This is a genomic window from Aeoliella sp., from assembly GCF_965227375.1.
In the GTDB taxonomy this organism is placed as follows: Bacteria; Planctomycetota; Planctomycetia; order Pirellulales; family Lacipirellulaceae; genus Aeoliella.
This window is the reverse complement of record NZ_CBDDFX010000002.1, coordinates 2,852,767-2,864,650: the sequence shown is the minus strand read 5'-3', so window position 1 is coordinate 2,864,650 and position 11,884 is coordinate 2,852,767. Positions and strand designations below refer to the sequence as shown.

The 11,884-nt window shown below is 58.9% G+C and carries 7 protein-coding genes; 2 read left to right on the top strand and 5 right to left on the bottom strand.

What is annotated here, in order from left to right; translation table 11 throughout:
- Window positions 1-15: 15 nt before the first annotated feature.
- Window positions 16-561 carry a methylated-DNA--[protein]-cysteine S-methyltransferase gene (locus tag ACQK2L_RS24165; protein ID WP_425399611.1) on the bottom strand — a complete coding sequence of 182 codons (546 nt, stop codon included), beginning with the start codon at window positions 559-561 and terminating at the stop codon, window positions 16-18.
- Window positions 562-747: 186 nt separating this feature from the next.
- Between ACQK2L_RS24165 and ACQK2L_RS24160 the strand changes: the two genes are divergently transcribed.
- Window positions 748-1,491 carry a hypothetical protein gene (locus ACQK2L_RS24160; protein ID WP_425399610.1) on the top strand — a complete coding sequence of 248 codons (744 nt, stop codon included), beginning with the start codon at window positions 748-750 and terminating at the stop codon, window positions 1,489-1,491.
- 67 nt (window positions 1,492-1,558) lie between these two features.
- On the opposite strand, the gene ACQK2L_RS24155 is transcribed toward ACQK2L_RS24160, so the two are convergent.
- From ACQK2L_RS24155 to ACQK2L_RS24140, 4 genes are all read right to left on the bottom strand, one after another.
- A complete protein-coding gene (locus tag ACQK2L_RS24155; protein WP_425399609.1) occupies window positions 1,559-1,942 on the bottom strand; it encodes a response regulator transcription factor in 384 nt (127 codons plus the stop codon).
- Between the two features lie 159 nt (window positions 1,943-2,101).
- Window positions 2,102-3,529: a POT family MFS transporter gene (locus ACQK2L_RS24150; RefSeq protein WP_425399608.1), complete on the bottom strand. Its 1,428-nt coding sequence runs from the start codon at window positions 3,527-3,529 to the stop codon at window positions 2,102-2,104.
- Window positions 3,530-3,637: 108 nt separating this feature from the next.
- Window positions 3,638-4,912, bottom strand: a complete 1,275-nt coding sequence (locus ACQK2L_RS24145) for a serine/threonine-protein kinase (RefSeq protein WP_425399607.1) — start codon at window positions 4,910-4,912, stop codon at window positions 3,638-3,640.
- A 161-nt stretch (window positions 4,913-5,073) separates the two neighbouring features.
- Entirely contained in the window at window positions 5,074-9,435 is a 4,362-nt protein-coding gene (locus ACQK2L_RS24140) for a S8 family serine peptidase (RefSeq protein ID WP_425399606.1), read from the bottom strand.
- A gap of 978 nt (window positions 9,436-10,413) precedes the next feature.
- Here ACQK2L_RS24140 and ACQK2L_RS24135 point away from each other — a divergent pair.
- Window positions 10,414-11,826, top strand: coding sequence for a hypothetical protein (locus ACQK2L_RS24135; protein ID WP_425399605.1), 1,413 nt, complete (start codon window positions 10,414-10,416; stop codon window positions 11,824-11,826).
- Window positions 11,827-11,884: the final 58 nt, after the last annotated feature.

Sequence of the window (11,884 nt, the reverse complement as noted above, 5' to 3'; positions counted from 1 at the left end):
TTCGCAGGCGCTCGGTTATAGATAGCCTTCCATCTCGAGCAACCGGCGCTTTGTGTCCAGTCCGCCAGGCGCGGAGAATCCGCCCAAGCTGCCACTGGCTCCCACCACGCGGTGACATGGCACCACCAGTGGATGGCGGTTGTTGGCCATTACGTTGCCCACCGCCCTTGCTGCGCCCGGCCGACCGGCCAATCGTGCAAGCTGCGTGTAGGTGACCACGCGTCCCCACGGTAGTTGGCGACACTTGGTGATCACCCGCTGAGCGAACGGCGTGAGGTGCTCGGTCGACACTGGCACGTTGTCGAACGATTGGGGCTCGCCATCGGCGTGTCGCTGCAGGCTATCGCACAGGTCTTGCACCCACGCGGGGCAGTTGGCCAGGTCCTCGGTCGGCTCCAGATCCAAAGACTTCAAGGCCTTGGCCAGCGACGGAAACCGAGAGTGTCCAAACAACACCCGCTGGAGCTGCTGATCGTCGAATCCAACGGCCATCCAGCCGAGGTTCGACTCGAAACAGACGGCAATCGAGTCAGTAGCGGTCTTGGTGAGTGTGGCCGGCATAGGGGGCGCTCCTTCTGGTTGGGCGGTGCGGGGGAACCGATGCTTTGACAGTTCTTTGCCTCGCATTCTATACTTGAATCAGCAACACGTCAGCCACCCGCTTGTGGGCAGACGTACAGGCCAGGCAACGACTGCCACCTCAGGCTAGCACATCAGGTCGGGCATCGAGCATCAAGGAGTTTCGCCATGTTTTCCTACCCATCGCTGGCCGACGATCATTACTCGACTTTGACGCTCAGCACCGAAATGGAGCTGGCCGGCACCCGCGACTCGGTGCTGTACTACGTCGAGCAAATGCAGAAGAAATATCCCGACATGCGGAATTTCTACGCCCGCAACAAGCGCGACTACGTGCTGGAGGGCGATAAGGACAGCGGCCAGTATCGGTGGAGTGCAGTAGAACCCCGCCGCGTGAGTTCCGGCAGCGTGAATTTCGAGTCGTACGCCGACGCAATCGACCAGCACCACTCGGCGCTGGAACTGGCGCCGCACGCCCTGTCCGTGAGCCCGCTGGATTGCGAGGCGCTCGATCTACTGGCCGGTTTCGACTTTACCTATCGCGGCAATCACAACGAATTGGTAAACGAGGCGCTCGGCATCTGCCCCGCTTTCGATCGCCTGGCCGCCATGCCGGGCACGTCGTTCATCAACAACGAGCCGAACATTACGCTGGCCCTGGACGACGACTGCCGCGTGCAGTGCCGCGTGAGCATCGAGACCCGCACCTCGCCGTACCACGTTCGCACAGGCGAGTTTCAGGAAGACCAACTGAGCGTGTACGTCACCGCTCGCCGCTACGGGAGTCTCGATCCCGGCAAGACCTACGGCGACGCGCTGGACGAACTCGACCGCATCTGCCGCGAGATTGTCGAAGACTACGTCGCGCCCAGCGTGCTAGAACCACTGGCGCGAACCATCGCGATGGGCTAGAGCGTGCCGCACGGGCGTGTAGCGTCTGTGACGCACTTTATTTACCAGTAGTGCGCTCTAGTCGGTTTCAAGCTAGCAGTCGATCGACGCTCTGCATCAGACGGTCCATCGGGAACGGCTTGCGAATGTAGTCGTCCACACCGAGCATTTCGGCGTACGCCTTGTGGCGGCTCCCCTCGTTGGCGGTGATCATGATGATCCGCGGCGGGTTCTCGCGGGTGCGGCGTAGTTTTTCTAACACCAGGAAACCGCTTCGTTTGGGCATCATCATGTCGAGGATCACCAGGTCGGGATCCTCCCGCTCGGTAATGGCCAGGCCCTGATTGCCGTCGCGGGCCACCAGCACCCCCAAGCCTTTCGCTTCCAGGGCGAGCCGAAGCGACTCGATGATCTCTGCATCGTCGTCTACCAGAAGAACCTGCTTGGGCTTCTTGGCGGAATCTTTAGCCATGACAATTCAAACCGTTACAACAGCACTGGATAGCGGAGCACCCCACCGGATCGGAGCGCCCACAAAGTAGCCCCTATGTATAGCCGGTCGGGGGCGGTTTGGGAACGGTCGGAGGCCAGCGCCGGGAAGGTCGCCAAAGGGCAAAACTACTGTACCGCGTTAGTTTTCGTCGCCCTGGATGTAGGTCTTACCAAAATAGAATTGCGACCACACCACGTACAGCACAGCGGTCACCGCCATTGCTCCGGTAAAGAACCAGTAATAGGTTGCTCCTTCAAGGGCGGAGTTACCCGCTTCCTGTTGGCTTTGTATGTACTCGTTCACCCATACGGTGAACTTGTTACCGAGCGCCACCGACAGCAGGTACAAGCCCATGATGAACGATTTCATCGTTTTGGGGGCTTGCGTGTAGGAGAATTCCAAAGCGGTAATAGAAACCATGACCTCAGCGGCCGTAATCACAATGTAGGCCAGTAGTTGCCATGAAATATGGGGGGCAATACCATCATCGATTCGCATCTGATACCACGCCGGTAGTGCGAAGGCGGGAACGGTAAGGAACAGCCCGATACCAATCCGACGCAGCGGCGTCAGCGGAAACACGCGATTGATGGCGGGGTAAATCACATAGCTGAACAAGGGGATGAGGATCATCACCAAGATCGGATTCATCGCTTGGGCTTCCGCCGGATTGAATTCGAAGCCGAATACCACGCGATCCATGTGCTTGGCTTGCTCCACCCAGGCTGAAGTGGTCTGGTCGAACAAACACCAGAACATGGCGATGAAGAAATAGAGGGGGATCAGGTTGATAATCGCCCGAATCCCTGGCCAACTGACAATCTCGGAAAACAGCCGGTTGCCTGTCGGGGGGATATGCACAAACTTGTTGCGCCCCATCCAGAACAGCAACGTTGCAATAGCCATCAGCACGCCAGGCACACCAAACGCCACGCCTGGACCATATGATTCGAGCAATCGCGGTGTGAGTATTGTCGAGATTGCCGATCCGAGATTGATCGAGAAGTAGAACCAAAAGAACACTCTGGCAAGCAGATTTTCGTTTCGCTTGCCAAACTGGTCTCCCACATGCGATGAGACACAGGGTTTAATTCCACCAGTGCCGATTGCAATTAGCGACAAAGCCCAGAATAGGCATGTGCGTGGCGCGAGCTGGGTGAACGCCGGAAAATCCACCAGTGCCATCACGGCATGCCCAGCGCAGTAGACGAGCGACAGCCACACAATCGTCCGGTACTTACCGAACAGCCAGTCGGAGAAGACCGCTCCGATGATCGGAAAGAAGTAGGCAGCTGTCATAAAGTTGTGCTGCCAGATTTTCGCTTCTGTTTCACTCATCACGTCCAGTTCACCTGACAGCCCCATCAGGTGCTCGGTCATAAAGACGTAGAGGATTGCCCGCATTCCGTAGAAGCTGAACCGCTCGGCGGCTTCGTTGCCGATGATGTACGGAATGCCGGGCGGCATCGTGCTGATGTCGAACGGCGTTGTCTGATGCTTTCCACCCTTGAGATCGGACTCGGACTCAGGGCGAGTTTCAGGACTCTTGTACGGAGAATCAGACATTGCGAACAGCCGGGGTGGACGGACAGAGACCAGTGGCGGGAGTCCACAGTGTAACCCATCGCCCGCTCGATGCCACAGGGCGGTTTTTACCGAGCTTGGGCCGTGCCGCTAGAGGCTGCCGCCGCGTTCTTCCAGGCGGTCGGCACTCGAAGAGACTTCGGGCGGCGAGAGCGGCGTGTCGTTGAAGTTCGTCGGCGGCTGGTCGGGCTGCCATAACAGGGCCATCGCCCCCACGCCCGCCACCAGAAGCACCACCGGAGCGATCCATGGCAGGTTTCGCTGCAGGAACGATTCACGCTGCGGTGGGGCGGGCACCAACGTGGTCGCCAGGCCGGGACGCACCACGCCCAATTGGTCGGACACGGCCAGCAAGGCGGTCATCAGATCGGTCGGTGTCTGGTACCGCTGATCGGGCAGCTTGGCCAGCATGCGACTGACCACGGCCGAGAGCGATTCGGGCACTTCGGGACGCAGCGCGTCGAGCGCCGGCGGCTGGTCGCCCTGGTGGCTCAGCAGCTTCTGCAGCGGCGTGCCTCCTGGGAACGGTGGCCGGCCGGTCAGCATGTAGAAGATCGTGCAGCCGAGCGAGTAGATGTCGCTACGGGCGTCGGCGTCGCGGGGGCTGCGTGCCTGCTCGGGGGCGATGTAGTCGAACGTGCCGATGGTCATGCCGGTGGCGGTGAGGTCGGCGTCGGCCTCGGCCCGCTGCTCCACTTCGTGCAGCCGCGCCAGGCCCATGTCGACCAGCTTCGCCTGGCCGTCGGCGGTAATCAGGATGTTCGACGGCTTGATGTCGCGATGCACCACGCTGCGCTGCCACGCGTGCGCCAGGGCGTCGGTAATCTGGATGGTGTAGTTCAGCGTGTCGGCAATGCTGAGCGGGCCCGTCTGCGCGACCAGGTCGCGGACGTTGATGCCCTCGATGTACTCGAAAATGATGTACTGCAGGCCGCGGTCCTCGCCCACGTAGTACACGCGGGCGATGCAGGGGTGGTCGAGTCGCGCCGCGGAGCGGGCTTCCATGCGGAACCGCTTGGCGGTCTCTTCGTCGCCAGCCTGATGAGTCGACAGCACTTTGACGGCCACGTCGCGCTGCAGCACGGTGTCGCGTCCCCGTAGCACCGCACCCATGCCGCCGCCGCCGACGAACTCCTCGAGCAGCACGTCGTCGATTCGATGCCCCACCAACGCGCGACCGAGGTCGCGAGGCTGAAGCCCCGAATAGGCGCTCCGCATATCGAGCGGCGGGGAGGACGAAATGGTAGTGTGGTCCTCGTCGACGAACTGATCGGTGTCCGCGACTTCCGGCGCAGCAGGTTCCTCCAGTTTGTCCTTGCCGACAAACGTGGAACCTGGCCTTGGCGTGGGAGTATCGCTGGTCATCCGGCTCGCGGAAGGAGAAGTTGCCTTGGTCTCTGCGTGTAGCTCCATTCTACACCACCGCCCACGGTTCCCAAGTCGCAAGAGTGCGGAAACAAACACGCGGGCTCGGAATGCCAGCAGCAATCCGAGCCCGCGATGGGTGGTTTTGAGAAATATGCAGCCTACAGCAGGTTGCCGAAGTCGTCTTCCAGGGCCACGGCCAGGGCCTCCGCAGTTGTATCCGAGGATGCCGCGAATTCGGGATCGTAGTTGTCCTCTTCCTCTTCCGAGAGGTCGAACACCAGATCGACCGCATGGGTGCTGTCTGCGTAATTGCTGTCGCCAACCGGAGCGGAACTATCGGAGTCGTCGGTCGATGACGAGAATGCCGCCAGAGGGTTCGGAGCAGCAGCGACCAATGCGGACGGCAGGGCGGCGTCGAGGCCAGCTTGGTCGTCGCCCGAAGTACTCGCAGCCAGCGGTGCGGACAGCGTCTGCAGCGGTGCTACAGCGCCCAGGTTGTTGCGCCATATGGTCATGTCGACCAGGTTCACCAGTCCGTCGCCGTTGCCGTCGGCGCCGGTGAATGGCGTGACCGTTTGTCCGAAGCTCGACTTCCATAGCTGGTAGTCGGCTTGGTCGACAACTCCGCTGCCGTCGTAGTCGCCAGCGATCGGCACCACGAACGTGGTGGATGCGTTCGTAGCGAGGTAGTAGTCTTCGACTTCGCCAAACAACCCATCGCCAGTGGCCTTGCCATGGTAGGCGCCGCCACCCACACCGTATCGGAAGCGAGCAGCCAGCGTGGTTGCCTCGATCCCTTCAGGGGCGAGGAAGGCCAACTGGTTGTCGTTCTCATCGAGCCGGATTTGCTTGCCGAGCACCGCACCAGTGTCCGGGTCGAGGAACTCGAGATGCTCGCTGGCGTCGAAGACGCCGTTGTTGTTGAAGTCGATCCAACCTTGGAAGAAGTACGCACCCGAGCTGGCGGTTGCCGTGAGTTCGATGATCTCGCCGGGCTCAATTGGCTCGACCTGCACGCCATCCTCATCGTCGCCTTGATCGTCGTCGCCTTGGGCGTTGGAACTGTGTAGCTGTGCGCCTTCGCCGTCCACGGTGCTGCCCAGATACACGGACGGAACGATGTCGTGCCACGCCATCCCGTACGACTCGGGCAGGTCGCCGTAATCGGTAGTAAACTCGTTGTTAACACCGAAGCTCAACCCGCTCACGACCTGGCCGGGCACTACTTCGACCGATTCCAGACCGCCATTGGCAGTGGTAATCGACCAGCCGGGCGTTCCCAGTACGCGAATGTCGTAGGTGCTGTACTGCAGGCCGAAGAAGGAGAACTCACCATTCTCGTCGGTAGAAACAAGCGGTTCGCCAAGTCCCCGGGTGCCATCGCCATTAAGGTCGATGTAGAGCTCGAAGCCAGCGACGCCCCCTTCGCCAGGGTCCTGAATGCCGTTGGGAGGGGCATTATTGGGTTCGAGTTCGTCGTAGAACACGATGCCCGAAATGTCGCCCTGGATCGGAGCTGCACCAAAGTCGAGTCCGGTAATTACGTCGCCGGGACCTACGTAGATTCGGTAGAAACCGCCTGCAGGATTGCTAGGCGTGAACCCATCTTCGGGAGCAATGGCGATCGTGTAGTAGCCTGGTGTCAGGGGGGCGGTTATCGACCAAGTGCCATCCGGACCCGTTTGAGTGGTGATTATATCGGGGAAGGGCTCTAGTGGATTATTCGGATCGTTGAACTCGCCATTCTCATCCAGATCGATGTAGATAGTTCGACCCGACAAGGTGGGCTCGCCATCGGGGGAGCCGTCTTCGTTGACGTCGGCGTAAACGGTACCAGAGACTGTGACCGTGTCGCCGAACAGATCGAAGTACGCACTCTGAACATCGTCGGGAACCGCCAGATCAAGGTCGAGTCCGACCTCGACGGTTTGCACGACATTGTTAGGGAAGAGTGCGGGGATCGTGTAAGCGGGATTTACCGGTATTTCAGGGCCCAAGGGGTCCAAGGGGTCCGGCATGGTTTGGATTTGATATCCATCAGGCAACTCGATTCCAACTTGCCACGTGCCCACGGGGACATCGAAATAATAGTTGCCATCCGCACCGGTGATTTGCCAGGGTTCGTTTGCGCCACGCCCGCCATCGCCATCAATGTCGAGCCAAACGACCGTTTTGCCGACCACTTCATCCAACTGCCCTGGGATGAAATTGGCTGTATCGTCCGGGTAGATCACGGCGCCATCGCCATCGATGTCTGCGCCAACGAAGCCTTTGATTCGTCCCTCGGCGACCTGCTTGCCATACCAGTTGACTTCGATCGATTGCAGGTCGGCAGTGGAAGAGCGTGAATAGTTGTCGATAATCAACGTCCACTCTTTTTGCACCGTCGTGCCGAGAAGTGGGCTGATGGTTGGATCCCAGAATTCCTTCGAAGCTTTCTCGCCAAAGAAGGCGCCAGTCGAGAAAGTCCAGGTCAGGTTCTCATCAGCCACAAGCGGGGTCAAGTCTCCAACACCCTCGGTATAGTTCAAGAAGTCCGAGATGGTCCCGTCTGGCGACATCAGCGCGATGCGCAGGTCCTCCACCTCGTCGGGATCGACATTAATATTAACCGTTAGTTCGACCTGCTCGACCAGCATGTCGGTAGGTCCAGGAAACGTGAAATAGTTGCCGCGCGAGACATATTCAGGTTCGTCTTCTTCGCTGAACGGTACACGTTCCTGATTGTAGAACTCCGCCAACCACTCACCGAACCCGCTTTCACCACCGATACTGCCGGGTACCCAACTGTTGGGTACGATTTCCTCGGCGGCTGGAATATCGCCGGAGACTCCGGGGAAGCTGATCGTGTTCGTTGTGAGCGCGTATTGCTGAACACCGGTCCCCATCGAATCCCACTGGTTCCAATTCGCAGCTAGGTAGACAGCGAGTTCAGCATCGACGACGCCATGACCATAAGAGTAGGTGCGACTGCCACCCGAGCCGGCCTGTGACTGATTGTGAACGGTGTAGCCAGCGCCATTCACGAACTTTGGTGGGGCCGCGTTAAGCAGTGTCGCTGCATCCTGAAGTCCCTGGCCGACGATGAATGGATCGAGATAGCTGGGGTCGTAATCCGGCGGCGGTGTGACGGGGAACGGAGTGGGGGCGATGTTTCCGTCTGTCACCGTCTGCGAAGTATCCTCCGGTATGGCGGGATCGGGTTCATCACCATTGCCTGGGCCGAAGACTGGATTCAACCAGGTGGTTCCGGCGTTGGCTTGCCAACCTGCATCGAATACGTCGTTTTGCCTGGCGGATTTTGCCAGAATTGCCTGCACATCTCGCAGGGTAAGTTCGGTGCCATTATTGGCAGCCGCTTCGAGCATGAGGGCTATCACGCCGGACACTACAGGTGCGGCGGCTGAGGTGCCATTGAATCGGGATGTGTAGTCGATGTCCTCCAAGTAGTCACGACCAATATTGTCGTTCAACAGCCCAGTTGCATTGTAACCAACTTCTCCCACCAAGTCGGTCGTCGTCAGGCCGCTTGCGCCATCTCCCGACGGAGCGACTACCCAAATATTGGCGCCTGTTTCGGTGTAGCTCGTCGCAACACCGGTATGGTCCACCGCTCCGACGGGAATGGTGAAGACCGATGCGGTCTCGCCTTTGAAGTTGGCGCTGCTTTGTGCTGCGCCACTGTTTCCCGCCGCGAACACTAGAATTGTGCCGAGTGCATTCACGCCATCTTCCGAAAGGCGGCCGCGTAAGGCGGCGTCGATAATAGCCTGCGTTTCCAGCGGACCCATGGGAACAATCTGGCGTCCACCCGCGCCCCAACTATTGTTGTAGATGTCGATTTCGTTCGGATTTAAGAACAGTGCGCGGCCGAGGCTATCATCGGTTTGACCATGCAATTCACCCAGATCAAGGCGGCCAAGAATGCGTATGCCGGTGAGGGTTGCATCGTACGCGACACCGGTGATTCCTTCGCCATTATTTCCGGTGGCGCCAGCAATTCCTGCTACCGCGGTCCCATGGAAGTCAGTGGCAGTATCCGGTAGCGGTAGCAGGTCCTCTTCGGAGAAGTCGAACCCAATAGCGGGGTTAAGCTTGTTCGGATCGTAATCATCCGTGCCAAATGCTCCCAGGTCCTGATGACCATAGTAGAAGCCGTCGTCAACGATAGCGATCACTACTCCGGCACCGGTCGCTGTTTCCCAAGCCTCCGCGGCCCGGATATCTTCGCCCCAAGTGGCGTAGGTATTGAAGTTGTCCGGTTGGCTAACAAGTTGACCAACATTACGTAAATACCATTGATCATCGAACAGTGGATCATTTGGAATGGATAGCAGTTCGATATCGCGAGCTACGTTTGGGTAGAAATGCTGGATGGATGTCGCACCTCCCAAGGCATTCACAATTGACTGCGAGGACTGGCTATTCCAGTAGGCGATCCAGGTGTTTGCGCTGCCCGAGTATGCTTGCAGGACCAAGTCGGATGGCCCTTGCAAGATCTGATTTCGCAAGGAGTTCATGGTCGTGCCACTCGAACCACGAATCACCCAAGATTGAACCGAATCAAGTTGCTCTTGCGAGTATTGACGGAGGTCGGCAGCTCTTTCCCACGCACTCTCCACGACCCCGCTTAGGTCCAAGCTCGAGATCGAGAGCACTTCCCGCGGCTCAAGGAGTTCTACCCCATTGAGCTGCGTAGTGCGGAGTTGTCGGTTGGATGCCTGTGTGCTGCGACGTCCTTTTGAATTCTTCCGTCGGTGGGAGGACCGATTCTTTCGATTCTTGCTCATTCGTAGCTCACTTGATGCGCCGCCAGCGGGGACTGGTTTGTTAGCAGTAGATGCTGGCGATTCGTGCCTTGGGGAATCTGTTCCGTGGTAGAGAGTTTGTTTTGGCAGCGCCCTTGAGGTCTGCCCCGCCTGGTTCCGGGATCCCTCGCTTCGGTGCTCCGATGCCGGCCGGGGTGGCCTGGCGCCTGCGGTCCGCAGGGTTGGATGGCAGGGCAAGTAAGGGGAGGTGGGTTCCGTGCGGTTGTTCCGCATCCTTCGATAGTAGCAACGAGTAAAAATGGTGTCAAATTATTGGTTGTAAACGGTTTACAACAATTTTGACGCGCCAAGACCAACGCCAGTTCCCTCTCGAGCCATGAGTTTGCCCAATCGTCCAAAAATGCTATCCATTGCCCCAACTTAGGGCGGATTTGTAGGCAGACAGCATGGTGCCACGGTACTCTCTAACTCAGCGAACCCCGGAATCTACGCCTGGGGACCGGACTATTTTGGAAAACCTTGTCGGTTTTGACGAGAAGTCTGCTTTTTCGGCTTGCTCCGGTCCGATAGTTCTTGCAGCCCTCTTTAGCGGACACGAGTTGTGTACGTGACACAGAGGGAAAAAGGCACGCTTGGGGGCGGGCCTGGCATATGAATCAAACGCTTGGCCGATTAGTGCTTTGCACTCGTTCGAACGTACCAGGCCAGGTTTCGAGGGGGGAAGACTTGATGATTTCGGCATCTTTTCACGGACGTCGCGTTGCCGCTTGGGCGGTTGCCGTCGCGTTGCTCGTGCCTGCTGCGGCCAATGCCCAAGTGCGTCAGGCGCTGTTTCAACCGGGCGGTCAGCAAGAAATGCCTGCCCAAACGGCCAATCATTGGACGTCGGGCGGCTCGGAATGGACTAACGCCTACGGTGAACCCGTAGTCGTGCCCGCCAGTTACTGCCAAGGTGGCTGCCCGCCTGGCGGAATGATGGGCGGGCCAGGAATGGGGGCATGCTGCACTGGCGGAGCCGGCCCTTATCCATACGGAGCACCTAATGGTGTGCAGATGCAGGCTCCTCCCGGTGGATGGCCGGGACAGTACTCGCCGTACGCACAAGAGTGCGAATGCGAGGATCCCTGCGACCGAGGGGGGCTGCTGGGGCGTTGCTGCTTCTGCCGATGGTTCGACGCCGGCTTGATGCGTCCCGTCGACCAGTGTGGACCGCACTACTTCGACTTCTCCGCCGAGGCGCTCTTCTGGCAGCGAGCCAAGACGGGCGATCCCCGCGTCGACTTCACCACCAATGGTGTCATCCCGCCGCCACTGGCGCCGGGAGAAGCCGCGCTGAGCACGGACAATCTGAGCTTCGATGTGGAGCCAGGCATTCGGCTCACCGGTCGGTACGACCTGGGGGCACTCTCGTTGCTCGAGGTTAGCTACTCAGGTTTGTTCGAGTGGTCCGATTCCGCAGAGACTACTGCGGCGAACACACTGTTCTCCGGCTTCAGTGCCTTCGGTACCGATCCGGTTAATGGTATCGGCCTGACGGAAACTGACGCGGCCTTCCTGCACCGAATCGAGTACTGGAGCGAACTGCACAACGCGGAGATTAGCTTCCGACGCTACTGGCTCGGATTCAATCCGCGAGTGTCGGGTACCATCATGGGTGGTTTTCGCTACACGGTCTTGAACGAGGACTTCATCTGGCATACCGAGACAAATGTTCCGGCCGAGATGGACTACCGTGTTGCCACGTTCAACCACTTGGTAGGTTTCCAGTTCGGCGGTGACGCTTGGGTGACTGTTCGTCAAGGTTGTCGTGTCGGCGGTTACGGCAAGGCTGGTATTTACAACAACCACTGCAAGCAACGCACCAATATCGATGGCACCACAACCACCGCTTTTGAACTCGCCCGTGGCGACCATGTGTCGTTCATCGGCGAAGGCGGCGTGAGCCTGGTTTGCGACATCTTGCCAAGTTGGTCGCTAAAGGCCGGTTACGATGTTCTGTTCATCAACACCGTGGCATTGGCGCCGAACAACGTGAACTTCGATAACCAGATATTCCTCGGCGGCTCACGAACACCCGTGTTGCTGGAAGAGAGTTCGGTACTGTACCACGGTGCCAATCTCGGCCTGGAATTTGTGTGGTAATCAGCATATTTGGGGGGAGGGAAGCGCGAACCCACGGCGGCGAATTCGGTCTTTTTAC

What these genes read in the sequence shown, in the direction of transcription:
- ACQK2L_RS24140 (WP_425399606.1), bottom strand. Translation starts at nt 9,435, where the DNA reads ATGAACTCCTTGCGAAATCAGATCTTGCAAGGGCCATCCGACTTGGTC.
- ACQK2L_RS24160 (WP_425399610.1), top strand. Translation starts at nt 748, where the DNA reads ATGTTTTCCTACCCATCGCTGGCCGACGATCATTACTCGACTTTGACG.
- ACQK2L_RS24145 (WP_425399607.1), bottom strand. Translation starts at nt 4,912, where the DNA reads ATGACCAGCGATACTCCCACGCCAAGGCCAGGTTCCACGTTTGTCGGC.
- ACQK2L_RS24135 (WP_425399605.1), top strand. Translation starts at nt 10,414, where the DNA reads ATGATTTCGGCATCTTTTCACGGACGTCGCGTTGCCGCTTGGGCGGTT.
- ACQK2L_RS24155 (WP_425399609.1), bottom strand. Translation starts at nt 1,942, where the DNA reads ATGGCTAAAGATTCCGCCAAGAAGCCCAAGCAGGTTCTTCTGGTAGAC.
- ACQK2L_RS24165 (WP_425399611.1), bottom strand. Translation starts at nt 561, where the DNA reads ATGCCGGCCACACTCACCAAGACCGCTACTGACTCGATTGCCGTCTGT.
- ACQK2L_RS24150 (WP_425399608.1), bottom strand. Translation starts at nt 3,529, where the DNA reads ATGTCTGATTCTCCGTACAAGAGTCCTGAAACTCGCCCTGAGTCCGAG.